Origin of the sequence: Comamonas testosteroni ATCC 11996 (genome assembly GCF_000241525.1) — a bacterium.
Lineage (GTDB): Bacteria > Pseudomonadota > Gammaproteobacteria > Burkholderiales > Burkholderiaceae_C > Comamonas > Comamonas testosteroni.
Window position 1 is genome coordinate 57,166 of the sequence record NZ_AHIL01000013.1, and the last position, 16,393, is coordinate 73,558.

The window sequence follows — 16,393 nt, forward strand, 5'->3', positions numbered from 1 at the left end:
GGATGAACAACGGCACTGGCTCGTCTGCTGTCGGCGGTCCACTCAAGCAAACTAGCCAAGTGAGAGCGGAATGCTGGTCAAGGATGAGCAGCGTCGGCAACTAAGAGCAACGATTGTTTATTGCAACTGCCCCCAGTTCTTAGCCAGTACATAAGCATCGCCCAGCCAAGCTTCCTCGTTGGAAAAAACCAGCACCATGCGATCGTTACCCTTGTTCCAACCGATACGCTGACCACCCCAACCGACAGCCCATGCCGTGTTCGGCGCAATGTCGTTGTCGGTCCAAGTGAGGTAGCCGTAGCTGGCAAACAGCTTGCCGTTCTTGCGCGTGGCCGGTGTTGTGCCATTGGCGATTTGCTTGCTCATGGCTGTGCGCACGAAGTCACCAAAGCAGTCTTGCTGCTTGGATGATTCTTTGACCCACACCGCAAAGCGCATCCAGTCTTCAAGGCGCAAGCGCATGCCGGAATCTGCAAGACCGTTCTGCGCCCGATCTTGGACGTAGAGACCAGCATGCGCTGCCCCCATAGGATTGAGGACTTGCTCCTGAATCCACTGGTTCCAAGGCGTGTTCGTAGCGCGGCTGACCATGATACCCAGCGTCAGGGGGTCGGTGGACTTGTATGCAAAGACTTCGCCTGGTTTGTATGTCGAGAACACACCACGGGCAGCTTGCGTCACTGGGTCTGACGAAACCAGGTCCTCCAGGTTCAGCAGACCGACTCTCCAGTCTTGAACCTGCTCCTTGTTCCAAATGGTGCTGTCCGCATTGATCTGGGCCGTGCCGGACGACATGCGCAACAGATCATGGACTGTCGCTTCGCCAAGAGCCTTGCCCTGTAATTTCGGTATCAACTCACTGGCTTTGGTTTGCAGACTGAGCTTGCCAGCGCAAATGGCTCGACCAACTGCCATGGCTGTGACCGTCTTCCCCATCGAGAAGCCAAAAAACAATGAATTGGCATCGGCGGGCGCTTTGAATTCGGTGTGCAGCACGTTGTCACCATCAAGCAATGCAAAAGCCTTGGCCGGACGATTGGCCATCAGCGTGCGGGCTTCATTGATGACGGTTTGCTCAGCCGCTTTGGCTGATCTGACGTTCAACGCTTTAGGCTGCGGACTCGGGATGGTTTGATACCACCACTTTGGCCCTTTGGGCGTCAGTAGCCAATCGTCTGGTGCGGAAGCTCCGCCGTTACCGGCCACAGGGTTGTTCTGTGCATAACCGAACTGCACCGAGAAGGCCGACAGCACGGCGATTGCAGTGGCCGTCAGCGTGTGCATACAACGCTTTGTGTTCATGTTGCTCTCTTGTTATCTTTGCTTTTGGATAGAGGCTTGCCCACCGGCACATCCGCTGAGCCAGCGAAGACGAGTGACGTGGACAGCCTTGTTGGCTTAGTTCACTGGATTTCTGATCCAGCCTGCGATCTGATCCACCGCTTCACGCTCCATGCCGATAAAGCCATGCCAGTGCTGCGCATCGCATTCATCGCCAGTGGGGTCGGAGCCGCCATCCACCATCATCAGTTTCTTGACGGGCGCATTGCTCAGCCCCTTGAGAATCCAGGACGTTTCCACCGGCTGGCAGTGCCTGCAGGCATCCTTGGCATGGTGGTAGACCAGCACCGGCATTTGGATGGCTTTCAGGTCCTGGAGCGGCACAGCACCAGGGGTGGCATAGCGCACGATGCTGGAGGTCAGCACCAGGCCGGCGATGGCCGGATCGGGCACCTTGATCGCCATGGCCGTCGCTGACACCGTGCCCCGGCTGGTGCCAACGAGCCAGACAGGACGGTCGCTTTTTTGCTTCACGAACTCCAGCACTTTGGCGAGGTCCGTCATGTGCTCGGCCGTGACTCTGTCCGCAAAGTCCAGCTCCTTGCCGTTGGGGCGGCCAAGGATTGCCACATTGAAGCCGTTGGCTGTGAAGTACGGCGCTGAGCGCACCAAAAAATTGCTGCTAGTGGCTTTGCCGTTTTCCACCCTCCCATAGCCACCGCCACCACCGGGAAACAGCAGCACCGTGGCTTTGGCATCCGGAGTCGCTTCCCAAAACACCGTGGTGCTCACCCCTTCGCGAGTCGGAAGCTTGAATGTGGAGCCCTGGGCATGTACTGCAAATGTCGCGGCCATTAAAGCCGCACCTGCACAGAAGCTTCGCCAGAGGTGCTTGAAGGCTGGAGCAATAGGCTTGGAGATCATGTCTCCCTCTCTTTCTCTATTTTTCTGAAATCATGCCCTTGGCAGCACTGGCTGAGCAAGTCGGCACGGCACAAACGGGCATGATTGAGGCTTGAATGCCACTGCTGCGGATTTATGGGAGCTGCAACGGTCGCGTGTCTTGATTCAGACTCAAACTTTGCATCTTCGACATGCCCAGCTCAGACAGTCGCTCCCCTTGGCAGTGCAGGTCTGCAATGCGCTTGCCACTTTGCGCTACCAAGATGCCTTGCTCCGTGGTTGTCCGGCCATACACGACATAGCGGTAGTTGCCCTTGTCAAACGATACATAAGGCAGTGCCTGCGCAGTGGAGCCAGTGTGCGTGCCCTGTTTGAACGCGGTGCTTGCAGTCGCAGCATTCGCCGGGTAGACCATCTCTGGCGCTGCGTCCAGCGGGGCCAGTCGGTACGTCAGCTGACTACCGCTGCTGGCCATGCACAGCGATGCACGCTTTTTGCCGGTCGAGCAGGCAAACACCGGGGTCTCGTCGGCTGAACACAGCGTGGGCACTGCAGCTGTCTGGCCAGGTACAGGCTGCGCGGCTTGGATTTGCTCGTTGATCGTCGCTTGTGGCTGCTGTGGTGGTGCAGCTGACGGTGCAGGCTCCGAAGGTGCTCCTTCGGTCTCGGCTTCCATCTCAGTCATGCTGGCAGATGGTGCGGCAGACATTTGAGCCTCGACTGACTTCTTTGCTGCTGCTTGTGCGCGCAGCATACGGTCATAGCGATCCATGGCTATGTCATGGAAGTAGCCCATGAAAGGCATGAAGCCGTTAAGTGCCACTTGCAATACCCCGGTGTCTTCGGTGCGCTGCACGGTGTATGTCACTTGGCCACGAAGCTTGGTGCCATCCAATACAGCACCTTGCCGTTCGTAGATGGCCCGCATGTATTGCTCCATCTGCGGCTCGGCTTTCACAGCATCTTCCGGCATGACGGTTGTCAGCTGTGCCGAGCACATAGCTTTTCCAGTGTCGGGATTGCTGGCGTCGGTGGTGATGTTCTCAAGGGTAACAGCGGTGTCCTTGACCGTGAACTGGACGCGCTTTTGGCGCTCCTCGCTCATGTCCTTGTGCTGCTTGTCAAACTGCTGCTGGTATATCTGTTTGACCAAGCTGACTGTCTCCGCATCCGCACAAGTTGGCGTCTTGCTGCCACATCCAGCAAGCACGGCTGCAGCCGCGCATGCGCCACTCATTAGAGTTTTTCTCATTACTTCTCTCTCCTGTTTTATGTGTTTTATACGACTCAAATCTTAAAGCATTGTGTCGTATAAGACGTTGGCTCAAAAAGCACATTGGCAGACCCTCTGCGGACATGAGAGTCAAGGAGTCCGCCCCGTCGCAGCTGAGCGCCACGCCAGTGGTGAAGCTGCCCAATGCCGTCACACAGGCACTGGGGGCCAAGCTGCGCAGCTACCGCGAGCTGGCGCAAAAGTCGCAAGAACAACTGGCGCATGACGCCGAGGTGGAGCGCTCGCGCATCTCCAAGCTGGAGAACGGCCACATCAATCCATCGCTGCTCACACTTGCCACGCTGTGCCATTGCTTAGGGATCACGCTGGCAGAGCTCTTTGATGGCGTGACAGCCACGCTGCCACCTGCATCGCAAGGCGGTGAACTGCGCCGCCGCAACCAGGCGCATGCCGAAAAAAATCCAGCGCCGTCCAAAGCCGTTGGTGCCGATCACCGCACCAAACGCTCCAAGGCATAGGCGAGTCACTGCAGCTTGCGCACGCGCACCACTGCCAGCAGCCGCACCAACTCCGCAGACCACGACTCCGACTCGTAGTGCCAGAACACTGTCCATGGCTTGGCATCATCAGCCGGCAGATGCAGTTGTTTGGCGCGGCGACTGCCAAGACCCGTGGTCGGCAACCGCAGCCGTGCATTGAACGCTTGGAAGCTCGGTTCGCCACCGCCAGGGTCCAGCAACAAGATGCGCTGTGGTTGATACTTTGATCCAGTTGCGATGCCTTCCACGCCGACTGCCAGTGCCCAATGCCTGGTACGTTGGTGTTTGACCGATGCAAAAGCCACCGCCACCAACTCACCACGCATCAGCCAGTCCAATGCATGCCGATCTACATGCTCTGCGGCTCCGTACTTGGCCGTCAGCTTCAGTGGCAAAGCCAAGCTGTTGACCAGCTCTGCCCACTCATTGGCGTAAATGCCAGCAAAGTACTTGGGGCCGAAGGCTTTCCAGACCGCAGCCGCCACTCCATGCTTGCGCTGGCTCATGTCGTGCATGGCGGAGGCCTTTGCCAGATCGAAGATCACCAAGATCATGGCCAGCACATGCGTGCCGCAAGCGCCATCAAGCATGGACTGCTGCATGAAGCAGCGCACCGGCTCTTGGCGCTGTTGCTGCACGGTCAGCACATGGCCGGTCTGCAATGCCGCATGCACGCGCTGGAAACCGTAGGTGGTTCCAGATGCACGTGCCACCATCAGTAGTCCTCCGGCAAGAGCAGCGTGGTCACGCAGCGATTGGCTTCGGTGATGATCCAGATCGTGGGCAAGCTGCTACGCTTGTCTTGTGGCGTCTGTTGGAGCCTTTCGGCGTCCACCAGCCGGTAGACACTCATCACACGCATGCCCTGTTGGACCGACAGCTCATTGGTGGCTTTGTCTTCGGCGCAGCAGTCGCCCCAGTCGCCATGCACATGGCGTGAGATCAATGCCAGCGCACTAAAGCCGGTTTGCTCCAGCAGCGCCAAAGCACCTGGTGTTGCGACCATCTGGCCCAGCGCAAAGCGCGGGGCATTGCTCATCAACGTCATGCGGCGAGCTGCTGTGGGTTGAGAAGAATTTGCTGACATGGAATTACTCCTTGGTTGAACGTCAGACGCAAGAACTCCACGCGCGAACCACCGACACCGCTGTCCCACATGGGCGAGCACTGTCCTCCGCATGCGTGGAAACGGATAAAAAAAAGGACCGTCAAAGCGGTCCATGGAGAGATCAAGAATTCAAATTCGCAGTGACTTCACACCACCAGTGCAGGCGTTCTACGGCAGGTGCTGCAGAGCATTTAGCAACGCGGCATCGGTCGCATGGTGTTGGCTCACAATCCGCACCACATCCGCAGACATGGGCAGCAGCGCCGCCAATGTGCAGCACAGCGATTGCGTGCCATCAGAGTCCTGCCAGCTTGGCAGCTCCAGCAAGCGCAGTGTGCCCAACCGGCCATTCAACGTGGCATTGACCGCAGCCAGATCGGTGGCCCACCATGCAGCCAGCAAAGCGTGCTGCGAACGCTCTGGCAACTGTAGATACGGCCACGCACCACCGCCGTAATTCAGATAAGCGCACAGCAGATGCAGTTGCTCGACGGCTGACAAATCCAGCTGCTTGCCCAGACGCTCCAAGTTGCAAGCCACCGGGGCCACATCCAACGGCAACGGTGGACACGGCAACGCCATCAAGCGCTCGAACACCACCGCAGGCTCCATCGGCTGATCCGGGGTCACGGAGCCAAGAAACGCAGGCACGTCAAAGAAGCACGGACTTTGCGCACGTCCCAGTGCTGGCCAGTACAGCATCTCCAGCTCACTCGACACATCAACCAGCTGCTCCGCACTGAGCATGTCGGCCAGAACCGGCAACAAGCGCTGCAGCAGCACGATGCGGTTGTGGCGGCGAAATGCCAAATTGCTCGGGTGATTCAACTCGGGAATCAGGCAGTGATTCATCGAATAATGCTCTGTGCACATAATAAAAATCAGCGATATTTACTGATACATAAATTCATCAGAAAATTTGATTAATTAATGCATGGTGTTATTATATACAAAAGACCAAAAAAATACTGTATTTTATTAATTTTGCAACATTGTCGAAAACTAAATGTCGCGAAGTTATAAATCCAAATGCGAGTCGCTGTGTAAATTACAAAAAAGCCAGTGCATCTGCACTGCAATCCAGTGTCTCAGCCACACCTCTACAAACGGCAAGGCACTCACTGAGTGCAACAACTTGCTGCGCCGGCACGTACTCGCCAAGCCCTTCAATCGCCTATCTGATTCTAGGTAGCGATAAATCGCAATTACCATTAAATAGAAAGACAACTCTCATGAGTAAACAACGTTCAACCGCTTTGGCAGAGGATAAATCGCGCCCTCAAAAAACAAAGCAGAAAACTCTAAGGAAAAACAAATCAATCAAAACATTTAACTGCAACACTGTTCAAGAATATATAGATGCCAGCCAATCCAGCTCCACAAAACGTGCTTATGCGTCTGATGTGCGGCATTTCTTGACACATGGCGGCAGCATTCCCTGTACACCCAAGCGATTAGCGAAATACTTGGCAGAGTTTGCGAATGCAGGCTTGGCGGTTGCTACGTTGACGCGCCGCGTCACAGCCATACATAAAGCGCACTTGCAGCAAAAGCATCCCTCCCCGGCCCGTAGCGAGATCGTCAAGCAAGTCATGCAAGGCATACGCCGCACGCTGAGCACCAAACAGCGGCAAGTGAAGCCACTGATCAAGGAAGACCTGCTAGCCGCACTAGCTTTCATGGAGCACCGCCAGATGCCGGTCAAAGCAGCACGTGATCAGGCCTTGCTGCTGGTGGGCTTTGCTTCTGCAATGCGGCGCTCTGAACTGGTGAAGATTCGTATGGAGCACCTGCATCCCTCAGCCAGCGGCATTGAGATTGAGCTACCGATCAGCAAAACAGATCAAGAGCGGCGCGGGCGCACAGTGTTCATTCCACGCGCGACTGGCACACACTGCCCTGTCACTGCCCTGCTTCATTGGCTGACTGTCGCTGGCATCCATGAAGGCTATGTTTTTAGAGCAGTAAACCGCCACGGCCAGATTGCCAGCCAAGGACTGTCAGCCCAGTCTGTAGCTCTCATCGCAAAAGCCGCCGTAGCACAAGCTGGCGTAGATGCCAAGCACATCAGCGGCCACAGCTTGAGAGCTGGCTACTGCACCAGTGCAGCCGAACAAGGATTGCAGCCGTGGCAGATACGCGAGCAGACGGGGCACAAGTCAGATGTGACGCTGGTCAAGTACATACGCAGAACCACACAGCGGGCTATACCAAGCCTGCTTTGATGCGCCGTCCATCTGGTGTGAAGAACCTGCTCGCACAAGGCAACGGCAGCTGTGCAGCGATTGCGGCAGTTCATGCTGGTTGCCCGAACTTCCAATTTCATCCAAATGGCAGTCATCCCGAGTACATCGTCAGCTAACCTTCACTGACTGGTTTCTGGTGAGTAGCGGACTGTGAGCGGAAGCAGCCCAAAGATAGGGCTCAAGGTCCGCTCTCACAGGATAGGAAGTGGCGTTATCGACCCATAGCAGTCATTAGCTAGTGATAGAGGGCAAAGTTTTAGTGCTCTATCCTTTCTTTACTGGGCGGCGGATCAACACAACAACCAGCGTCACGACCGTCAGCGGTACGACGAAGCTGAGCATGACGCCCGAGAATGCTGGCAGCGCATCGTGCTGCTGCGCGGCCATGATCAAGTAAGCCACGTATGCGACGTAGTAGCCCAGAAAGACCCCGCCTTCCCAGCGAGCGATCTCGCGACCAGTCATGAACACGGGGAGGCAGGCAAACGACACTGCCACCATGACCCAGATGTCAAAGGCCAGCAGCGATGGAGCCATGTCCAACCCCAGGTCACCCGACACTAGGCCCGAGACACCCAGGCAGCCCAGAATGTTGAAGGTATTGCTTCCCACCACATTGCCCACTGCGATGTCCCGTTCGCCCTTGATGACTGCGGCGATGCTGGTGGCAACCTCGGGCATGCTGGTACCAGCGGCAACGATGGTCAGCCCAATGATCAGGTCGCTCACACCCATGGCCTTTGCGAAACTCACCGATGCTTGCACTAGGTACTCGGAGCCGAACACTAACGCAGCTAGGCCAGCGGCAATCAGCAGCAACTGAACCAGCAACCGATCGTCCCAGGCGCCGGGGGCAGAGGGTTTGATCTCACCCGCGTATTCGTCCTTGGCGAGCTGGGTTTCGCGCCGTGACTGCACGATCAGGAACACTGTGTAAGACACCAGCAGCACGAAGAGAAAACCGCCATCGAAAAACGAAAGTTGACCGTCCAACCCCAAGGCGAGCAAGAGAAAACATGCACCGATCATGATCGGTACCTCCTGGCGTATCAGCTGAATGTTGACCACCAGCGGTGCAATCAACGCGCTGATGCCAAGGATGAACAGAACGTTGAATATGTTGCTGCCCACCACGTTGCCAATGGCAATGTCGGTTTTCCCATCGAGCACGGCCCCCACGCTGACTGCAACCTCGGGTGCGCTTGTGCCGAGCGCAACGATCGTCAGTCCCACGACCAGCGGACTGATGCCAAACGACAGGGCCAGCTTGGAAGAGCCTCGCACCAACAAGCTGGCACCCATGACCAGCAAGAAAAGCCCGCCGAGAAATAGAAGGATGTTCATGACTGAGCACTGTAGCTAAGAATCAAGTGGCACAGCTTACCAGGCGCGTACCTTTATCGAGCCTCCATGCATGCCATAGCTCGCCATAAGTCCTCCTTATAGAGCGTCGGCTTCTGGCCGAGAGCGCCATTTCGCTCAAGACCCCGAAAGCAGTCGCTGGTTGGTTTGCTCCTGCCAGTGGTTGACAGCTTTGGGGAGCCACGACGATCACGTGCTTCCGGCCAATAGCAGTCATCCCGAGTACATCGTCAGCTAATCCTCACTGTGAATCACACCGGCTTCCGTGGAGGCTCAACTCCTGAGAGGATTGAGTCATGAACACTAAAGCTGCTCGTTTTAGCCCCGAGGTACGTGAACGTGCCGTACGTTTGGTGCAGGAATGCCAAGCGGATTACGCATCACTGTGGGGTGCGTGTGAATCGATTGCCCCCAAGATAGGTTGCTCGGTCAGCACCCTGCATGGGTGGGTGCAGCGCAAAGAAATAGATGCAGGCCAACGGCCAGGGTTGACCACGGATGAACGTGAGCGGCTCAAACAACTTGAGCGAGAGAACAAGGAACTGCGCCGTGCCAATCACATCCTCAAGGCTGCGAGCGCTTTTTTTGCACAGGCGGAGCTGGACCGTCGCATCAAGAGTTGATTGACTTCGTAGACAAGTACCGTGATGCCTATGGGGTCGAGCCAATTTGTAGGCTGCTGCAAATTGCCCCATCGGGCTACAGGCGCAAGGTTCAACAAAGAAACTGCCCGTGGCTGCGCAGCAAGCGCCGCCAATCAGATGAAGAACGTTGCAGTCATATTCAACGGGTGTGGCACGCCAATTGGCAGGTTTATGGCGTCGTCAAAGTCTGGAAGCAGATGCACCGAGAGGGCTTGCCGATTGCCCGCTGCACAGTGCAACGCTTGATGCGCCAGCTGGGCCTGGAGGGCGTGTCCGAATTTTTGTGTAAACGGTTCGGACTTCAATTGACGGAGATGCGGTCTCCGAACTGAATGGTAAAGCGGGTCAGCGCAGCCTTCCAATCCCGGATGGGCATGGTCCACTTCTGACTGATGTTGCGCAGGGCCAGATAGAACAGTTTGGTCAGCGCTTCGTCACTGGGGAACGAGCCCCGGTTCTTGGTCAGCTTCCTCAGGCTCATGTTGACCGACTCGATGGCGTTGGTGGTGTAGATGACCTTGCGGATTTCGGGTGGGTAGTCAAAGAACGGAATCAGCCGGCTCCAGTTCCTGCGCCAGGACTGGCCGATGGGTTGGTACTCGGCATCCCAGCGGGCCTCGAATTCACCGAGCATCAGCTCGGCCTCCTCGGCGGTGGTTGCCGTGTAGATGCGTCGCAGGTCGGCTGCCACTTCTTTGCGACGCTTCCACGAGACGTAGTTCAGGCTGTGGCGCACCATGTGCACGATGCACAGTTGCACCACCGCCTTGGGGAATACCGCCTCAATGGCGTCGGGGAAGCCTTTGAGCCCGTCGACGCAGGCGATGAAGATGTCCTGCACGCCCCGGTTGCGAAGTTCGGTGACGACCTGCAGCCAGAACTTGGCACCCTCGGTTTGCGCCAGCCACAGGCCCAGCACCTCCTTGTCACCCGTCATGGTGATGCCGATGGCCAAGTACACCGCCTTGACCCGCACAGCGCCCTCGCGCACCTTCACATGGATGCAGTCCAGATAGACGATGGGGTAGATTGCATCGAGCGGGCGGGATAGACGATGGGGTAGATTGCATCGAGCGGGCGGGCTTGCCAGGTCTTGACCTCATCGGCCACGGCGTCGGTCACCGAGGAAATCAGGCTGGGCGAGACCTCGGTGCCGTACATCTCCTCCAGGTGGGCCTGTATCTCGCGCACCGTCATGCCGCGGGCGTACAGCGAGATGATTTTGTCGTCGAAGCCGGCCCAGCGGGTCTGGTGCTTGGGGATGAGCTGGGGCTCGAAGCTGCCATGGCGGTCACGTGGCACCTCGATGGGCAACTCGCCGAAATCGCCCTTGAGGGTCTTCTTGCTCTTGCCATTGCGGGTGTTGCCAGTGGTGTTGGCTACCGCTTCGTTGCGTTCGTGGCCCAGATGCTCGGTCAGTTCGGCGTCTAGGGCTCGCTCCACCAGCAGCTTGGTCAACTGCTTGAGCAGGCCGTTCTCGCCGATGAGGTCTTCGGGCTTCTTGTAGTTGGCCAGCAGGCCAGACAGCAGTTCTTCGGGTACGTCGTGTTTCTTGGTGCTCATTGTGCTTACGGACAGGCCGGCTTGCGCCGGCGGTTGATTGTCCGTTTACACAAAATTCTGCACACCCTCCCACAAGAGCCACCACACCATGAACGCCATGGGACACGCCGTGCCGACCATGATTGGCGTCGACCATCGAGGCCTGATCGGCAAGATCCAGAAGCTTGTCCCTGACTACATGATGATGGGGGAGCGCGGCATGTATGACATGAAGGAAATGGAGATGCCGCTGCCAGACAACACCGCACCCATGATGACCGGCCATGGCCAGTTTGGCCCGATTGGCATGGGGGGCATGCTCAGCGTGCTCAAGGTTCGCAAGGATCAGAAGCCTGGCGACTACAGCGACCCGGGGCACTACCAGTTTCCCCCCGGTACGGTGGCGCATGAGTGGACGGGCTCTACCCCGGCAGCGGCCCGCCAGGACATTCCCCCGCCACAGGGGGGCGCGAATGCGTCGGCCGTGCAACACCACGGCCCGGGCATGTCACATTGAGGCCATCTGCCACCGGCAGGCCTGCCGCTAAAGCGCTGCAGGCTGCTGAAGTGCGAAGCACATGGCCCGTGCCTTGTTGGTGCCACCCAGCTGCAATCTATCGGGGTTTTAAGCCTCTAGCCCTTGAAATAACAACGGAGTTAGCTATGAAATTTTTAAACTTTACCGCGGGTGCTGGTCTGCTGCTGGGCACCCTGCTGTTGGCGCAGCCGTCGTGGGCGCAAGACCATGCGCAGCACTCGCATGCCCATGGCCCCGCCAGTGCTGCGGAGGCACAGGAACTGACCAGCGGGGAGGTGCGCCGCATCGACATGGGCACCCGCAAAATCACCATCCGGCATGGCGAAATCCAGCACCTGGACATGCCACCGATGACCATGGTGTTCACCGCGGCAGACCCCGCGTTGCTGGCCGGGCTGCGTGTGGGCGACGCCATTTGGTTTGTCGCACAGCAGGAGCAGGGCCGCCTGATGGTGACACGCATCGAGCGTGCGCCGTAAATGGAAATCTCGCCCTAGAACTTCTGCGGGCGTAGCACTTCGACATCGGCCAGAAACAGGATCATGGCGTAGTCATCGTAGTAATGCGCCTGCAGGTGGCTGGCAATGGCGTGGGCCGTGGTTTCATCGCACACCACTTCAATGCGGATGTTGCTGTTGGTGTCCCAGTTGGAGGTGCGAGCCCCCCGCGTGCCTTTGCCACGGGCATCGCTGACGGTGTAGCCATGTGCGCCCAGGTGTTCCAGGTCTTTGAGCACCAGGTTTTCCAGTGCTGCTTCTGTGATGATGGTCAGTAATTTGCGCATGTGACGGTGCATAGCCTCAGCTCCCCAGCAACGAGTGGGCCCATTGGGCCAGTGCGTAGTAGACAGGAATGCCCACCAGCACATTGAACGGAAAAGTGACGCCCAGCGAGGCGGCCAGTGACAAGGTGGGGTTGGCCTGCGGCACGGAGATGCGCATGGCAGCAGGTACGGCGATGTACGAAGCACTGGCAGCCAGCGTGGCCAGCATGGCCGTACCGCCCACCGACAGCCCCAGCCACACCCCCAGTGCTGTGCCGATCAGTGATGAGCACAGCGGCATGCCGATGCCAAAGGCCACCAGAAACAGTCCGTACTGGCGCAGGCTGCCAAACTGGGCCGCTGTGATCAGGCCCATTTCCAGCAGGAACAGCGCCAGAATGCCTTTGAACAGGTCGAAGAACAGTGGTTTGATGGGCGCCAGATTTTCCGGGCCGGCAATCCAGCCAATCAGCAGGCCGCCGATGAGCAGAACAATCCCCTTGCCCAGGAAAACTTCATGCGCCACAGCACCCAAGCGCATGTCTTTGGAAATTCCGCGTGCCAGCAGAATGCCCACCAGAATGGCGGGTATCTCCAGCACAGCTAGCAGCAGGGGCATGTGTGCTTCAAATTCGATATTCCGGCTGGTGAACCAGGCCACGGCCACCGCAAAGGTGGCCACGCTGACGGAGCCGTAGTGGGCGGCGATGGAAGCCGCATCTGCCCGCTTGAAGCGCCCCACGTAGTACAGCACCGGGAAGGCCAGCAGTGGCATCAGCATGCCCATGCCCATGACGGCCAGCATCTGCGGCAGCAGGGTGCTGAAAGGCTGCTTGGCCAGTTCAATACCGCCTTTCATGCCAATCGACAGCAGCAGCAGCATGCTGATCAAGTCGTAGACCGCCGCTGGCAGCTTGAGTTCGGAGCGCAACAGGCCTGCACCCAGACCCAGCAGGAAAAAAAGAATGATCGGATCCATGGGGGTCATCCTTTCTGCGACAGCAACGCATGGAGGGTGGCGCAGGGTGCCACGGGGTGTGTCTGGCGCTGGGTGCAGCTGCTGCGTGTGCGCCAGGGGTGCGGGGCAGTCGGGATGGGGTTTTTAAATGGCCTGATCAGTGTGAAAGCCATTATTTCAGAGGGGTTCGTGCTATATATTTTAGTTGTCATGATTGTCAATATGGTCGCGCGGCCTGGCGGTTGCCAGTGAAACCATGCGTATTCTGACAAGCTGCATGAATCAAATAAAGTCGATTAATATTTAAGAATACGCAATTTTTTACGAAGTATTTCGGCCATGAATCTCAAGCACCTGCGCTATTTTTGGGCGGTGGCTCACATGGGCAGTGTGGCAAGTGCCGCCCGGTTTCTGCATCTCACGCCACAGACCATCAGTGCCCAGATCAAGCTGTTTGAAGAAGAGCTGGGGGCCACATTGCTGCGCCCCGCCGGGCGGGGGCTGGAGCTGACAGAAGCCGGGCGTGTGGCGCTGTCGTACGCCGATGAAATGTTTGCGCTGGGCGATGAACTGCAGGCATCGGTGCGTGCCCAGGCCTGCTGTGCCCTGCCGGCCTTCAGGGTGGGTACATCGGTGTTTGTGCCCAAGTCTTTGACGCGGCAGCTGCTGGCCCCCATGAAGGAGCTGGCAGAACCCGTGCGCCTTATCTGCCGGGAGGGCCAGATTGATTGGCTGCTGGGAGAGCTGGCATTGAACCGACTGGACGTGGTGCTGGCCGACCGCCCCATGCCTGCCGGGCTGTCGGTACGTTGCCACAGCCACAAGCTGGGAGAGAGTGCGGTGTCCTTCTTCGCCACCCCGGCGCTGGCCACGCGGGATGCGGCCTTCCCCTCCAGCCTGCACGGCGCGCCCTTGCTGCTGCCCGGCCCGCATTCGGCGGTGCGGCGTGAAATTGACCGCTGGCTGGGCAAGCTGCGGCTGTCACCCAGGGTGGTGGGGGAGTTTGACGACAGTGCGCTGATGAAAGCCTTTGCGCAGGAGGGGGAGGGGTTTTTCCCTGCCCCTGCGATTCTTTCTGAAGAAATCAGCGTGCGCTACGGCGTTCAGGAGGTTGGGCGCCTGGAAGAAGTGCGTGAGGCGTTCTGGCTGATCAGTACCGAACGGCATGTCAAGCATCCTGCGGTCCGCGCGGTGCTGCATGCAGCGCGCACCTCGGTGTTCGCGCACTGAGCCTGCAGGTGGGTGTACGCCTGCGGCGTACCCACTCAGGCCCGCTGCCACGCGCGGTGGTGCTGGCGGCGCTCAGGCGGGTTGGCTTTCCTGGCAGCGGCGCAGCAGCCGCACATGCATGGGACGGGTGAAATGGGCGCCGTCTGGCCCGCAATGTGGCGCAAACGCTTCTGCCACGTGCTGGATCAGTGCCGGGGTCAGGGCATGGTCGGCAAACGTCGGGCGCATCATGCGCTGCTCGAAGGTCTGGAAATCTGCGTAGTGCACGGGCATGTCGAACCGTTGCTCGGCCACCTGTTGCCAGGCACCGGTATGCAGCGCGCGATCCACGGCAGACTGGGCGGCAGCACGCACTTCCCCCTCATCGTTGAACAGGCGCACGATGCTGTTGAGCGCACCATCGTAGACGGGCTCTGACACATACAGATGCCCGCCGGGGCGCAGCACACGGGCCACTTCGCCCAGGGCCACGTCCATCAGCGCAATCGGCACGTGGTGCAGGGATTTCAGCATCAGTGCGGCGTTGTTGCATAAATCGTTGCTCTTCCAGCGGTAGGCTTGCTGCATGAGTCAGCCCCGCAAACCCCGCTATATAGAACCAGCAACTGGAAGCAGTACAACGCATCCCTCAAAGCTCGAGGCTCTTTGACGGTGTGGCTGGACAAGGGTATGTGCTGGTTTGCCACGGCAAGTGGCAAACGCGGACGCAGTCGGAAGTTCTCTGATGCAGCAATCCAATTTTGTTTGACGCTCAAGAACCTGTTTGGCTTGGCACTGCGGCAGACCACGGGTCTTGCCGAGTCGGTGCTGCATTTGTGTGGGCTTGCTTGGCCGGTACCTGACTTCAGCACGCTGTGCCGGCGCCAGCTCGATTTGAATGTACAAGTGCCGTACACACGCAGCCAAGCGGGACTGCATTTGCTGGTTGATTCAACGGGAATCAAGTTCTTGGGTGAAGGCGAGTGGAAATGCAAAAAGCATGGCCCTGAGCGTCGTCGGCAATGGCGCAAGTTGCACATTGGCATTGATGCCCAGACGCTACAGGTCAGGGCTATCTGCGTGACATCCAACAACGTCAGTGATACCGGATTTGCTGCAGCAATTGCCCGAAGATGAGGTGCTGGAGAGCCTAACGGGCGACGGCGCTTACGACACGCAACCAGTCCATGAAGAAGTCATCAAGCGAGGAGGTATTCTCATTATTCCTCCTCGCAAGAATGCTCGAATACGCAAAGGCAAAGCCTTTGTGCATCGAAATGCGGCGATCGCTGCATGTCGAAGGCTGGGGCGAAGTATCTGGAAACGTTGGATCGGGTATCACCGGCGCAGCTTGGTGGAAACCAAGATGAACTGCATCAAACGATTGGGTGAGCGGCTGATGTCTCGTACCTTTGAGCGACAAGTCAACGAGCTGCACATTCGAGCAGCCATCTTGAATCGATTTACAGAACTGGGCCGTCCTCAGACGGCAGCCGTGGCATAGCCACGGCTGGGGTTTGGGGGAGCTTGGCCTGAAATCGATTTATGCAACAACGCCATGCTCGGCCAGTGCATCGACTTCCTGGCCAATCAAGCGCATTGTGGTACTCCCTCAACTCAATGGGAGACCATCATGGAATCCGTCGCCAGCGCTATCCATCGCGAGCCGTGGAACAAGGGAAAAATCGTGGGCCAAAAGTCCCCGTTCAAGGTCAAAGACATCTGGGCACTGCGTGTGCGACTACAGATGGAGCACCGAATCCGGGAGCTTGCACTTTTCAACCTGGGTATCGACAGCAAATTGCGGGGCTGTGATCTCGTGGCGTTGAAGGTCAGGGACGTTTGCCACGGTGATCAGATGGCGACACGCGCCATCGTTATGCAACACAAAACGCAGCGGCCTGTGCAATTTGAAATCACATCAACGACACGAGATGCCCTGCAGGCATGGATCAAGCATGCGGAGCTGAAATCCGATAGCTTTTTGTTCCCAAGCAGGATCCACAGGTCCCCTCATCTGGGAACACGTCAGTACGCCCGTATCCTAGCCCACTGGGTGGATGAGC

15 protein-coding genes, 4 pseudogenes and 1 other annotated feature are annotated in these 16,393 nt (G+C 57.9%); of the genes and pseudogenes, 8 read left to right on the forward strand and 11 right to left on the reverse strand.

All coding sequences use genetic code 11. The annotated features are described in order from the left end of the window. Window positions 1-117: 117 nt before the first annotated feature. The 3 genes from CTATCC11996_RS06910 to CTATCC11996_RS06920 all read right to left on the reverse strand — a co-directional run bounded on the left by CTATCC11996_RS06910 (window position 118) and on the right by CTATCC11996_RS06920 (window position 3,289). Window positions 118-1,302, reverse strand: a complete 1,185-nt coding sequence (locus CTATCC11996_RS06910; protein ID WP_236024180.1) for a serine hydrolase domain-containing protein — start codon at window positions 1,300-1,302, stop codon at window positions 118-120. 96 nt (window positions 1,303-1,398) lie between these two features. Beyond that, window positions 1,399-2,136, reverse strand: a complete 738-nt coding sequence (locus CTATCC11996_RS06915) for an alpha/beta hydrolase (RefSeq protein ID WP_034348352.1) — start codon at window positions 2,134-2,136, stop codon at window positions 1,399-1,401. A 181-nt stretch (window positions 2,137-2,317) separates the two neighbouring features. Continuing rightward, window positions 2,318-3,289, reverse strand: a complete 972-nt coding sequence (locus CTATCC11996_RS06920; protein ID WP_236597834.1) for a hypothetical protein — start codon at window positions 3,287-3,289, stop codon at window positions 2,318-2,320. A gap of 251 nt (window positions 3,290-3,540) precedes the next feature. On the opposite strand from CTATCC11996_RS06920, the gene CTATCC11996_RS06925 reads away from it, so the two are divergent. Then, window positions 3,541-3,936: a helix-turn-helix domain-containing protein gene (locus CTATCC11996_RS06925; protein ID WP_003074478.1), complete on the forward strand. Its 396-nt coding sequence runs from the start codon at window positions 3,541-3,543 to the stop codon at window positions 3,934-3,936. 5 nt (window positions 3,937-3,941) lie between these two features. Here the strand turns inward: CTATCC11996_RS06925 and CTATCC11996_RS06930 are convergent, their stop codons facing one another. From CTATCC11996_RS06930 to CTATCC11996_RS06940, 3 genes are all read right to left on the reverse strand, one after another. Beyond that, on the reverse strand, window positions 3,942-4,673 hold the full coding sequence (locus CTATCC11996_RS06930) for a hypothetical protein (protein WP_003074480.1): 732 nt from the start codon (window positions 4,671-4,673) through the stop codon (window positions 3,942-3,944). Next, entirely contained in the window at window positions 4,673-5,044 is a 372-nt protein-coding gene (locus tag CTATCC11996_RS06935) for a type I restriction endonuclease subunit M (RefSeq protein WP_236597835.1), read from the reverse strand. Before CTATCC11996_RS06935 ends, CTATCC11996_RS06930 begins: the two co-directional genes overlap by 1 nt. A 189-nt stretch (window positions 5,045-5,233) precedes the next feature. Further along, window positions 5,234-5,848 (reverse strand): hypothetical protein, encoded by a 615-nt coding sequence (locus tag CTATCC11996_RS06940; RefSeq protein ID WP_238532398.1) that lies wholly within the window; start codon window positions 5,846-5,848, stop codon window positions 5,234-5,236. Between the two features lie 449 nt (window positions 5,849-6,297). Here CTATCC11996_RS06940 and CTATCC11996_RS06945 point away from each other — a divergent pair, with 449 nt between their 5' ends. Beyond that, window positions 6,298-7,290 (forward strand): site-specific integrase, encoded by a 993-nt coding sequence (locus CTATCC11996_RS06945; RefSeq protein WP_042438374.1) that lies wholly within the window; start codon window positions 6,298-6,300, stop codon window positions 7,288-7,290. Window positions 7,291-7,575: 285 nt separating this feature from the next. Here CTATCC11996_RS06945 and CTATCC11996_RS06950 read toward each other — a convergent pair whose 3' ends face one another. Next, window positions 7,576-8,655, reverse strand: a complete 1,080-nt coding sequence (locus tag CTATCC11996_RS06950) for a calcium/sodium antiporter (protein ID WP_003074489.1) — start codon at window positions 8,653-8,655, stop codon at window positions 7,576-7,578. A 314-nt stretch (window positions 8,656-8,969) separates the two neighbouring features. Between CTATCC11996_RS06950 and CTATCC11996_RS26135 the strand changes: the two are divergent. After that, a pseudogene (locus CTATCC11996_RS26135) lies at window positions 8,970-9,589 on the forward strand (IS3 family transposase); the annotation flags it as partial. Then, window positions 9,251-9,367 (forward strand) — a sequence feature (AL1L pseudoknot). It overlaps the preceding pseudogene by 117 nt. 29 nt (window positions 9,590-9,618) lie before the next feature. Here the strand turns inward: CTATCC11996_RS26135 and CTATCC11996_RS06965 are convergent. Then, a pseudogene (locus CTATCC11996_RS06965) lies at window positions 9,619-10,880 on the reverse strand (IS256 family transposase). A gap of 70 nt (window positions 10,881-10,950) precedes the next feature. Between CTATCC11996_RS06965 and CTATCC11996_RS06970 the strand changes: the two are divergent. Continuing rightward, window positions 10,951-11,376: pseudogene (locus CTATCC11996_RS06970) on the forward strand (copper oxidase); the annotation flags it as partial. A gap of 146 nt (window positions 11,377-11,522) precedes the next feature. Beyond that, window positions 11,523-11,876, forward strand: a complete 354-nt coding sequence (locus CTATCC11996_RS06975; RefSeq protein ID WP_003074496.1) for a copper-binding protein — start codon at window positions 11,523-11,525, stop codon at window positions 11,874-11,876. A gap of 14 nt (window positions 11,877-11,890) precedes the next feature. Here CTATCC11996_RS06975 and CTATCC11996_RS06980 read toward each other — a convergent pair whose 3' ends face one another. Both CTATCC11996_RS06980 and CTATCC11996_RS06985 read right to left on the reverse strand, forming a co-directional pair. After that, the gene (locus CTATCC11996_RS06980; RefSeq protein ID WP_003074497.1) at window positions 11,891-12,181 is read right to left on the reverse strand and encodes a P-II family nitrogen regulator; all 291 of its coding nucleotides are present in this window, start codon (window positions 12,179-12,181) and stop codon (window positions 11,891-11,893) included. Window positions 12,182-12,197: 16 nt separating this feature from the next. After that, on the reverse strand, window positions 12,198-13,139 hold the full coding sequence (locus CTATCC11996_RS06985; RefSeq protein WP_003074499.1) for a sodium-dependent bicarbonate transport family permease: 942 nt from the start codon (window positions 13,137-13,139) through the stop codon (window positions 12,198-12,200). A gap of 318 nt (window positions 13,140-13,457) precedes the next feature. Here CTATCC11996_RS06985 and nhaR point away from each other — a divergent pair, with 318 nt between their 5' ends. After that, complete coding sequence (nhaR, locus tag CTATCC11996_RS06995) at window positions 13,458-14,348, forward strand: transcriptional activator NhaR (RefSeq protein ID WP_003074504.1); 891 nt, start codon at window positions 13,458-13,460, stop codon at window positions 14,346-14,348. 72 nt (window positions 14,349-14,420) lie between these two features. On the opposite strand, the gene CTATCC11996_RS07000 is transcribed toward nhaR, so the two are convergent. Beyond that, window positions 14,421-14,915, reverse strand: a complete 495-nt coding sequence (locus CTATCC11996_RS07000) for a class I SAM-dependent methyltransferase (RefSeq protein WP_003074509.1) — start codon at window positions 14,913-14,915, stop codon at window positions 14,421-14,423. Between CTATCC11996_RS07000 and CTATCC11996_RS07005 the strand changes: the two are divergent. Beyond that, a pseudogene (locus CTATCC11996_RS07005) lies at window positions 14,910-15,831 on the forward strand (IS5 family transposase). The gene CTATCC11996_RS07000 and the pseudogene CTATCC11996_RS07005 overlap by 6 nt on opposite strands. Window positions 15,832-15,960: 129 nt before the next feature. Continuing rightward, window positions 15,961-16,393 (forward strand): site-specific integrase (locus tag CTATCC11996_RS07010; RefSeq protein WP_034348360.1); only part of this gene is annotated, 433 nt, incomplete at its 3' end.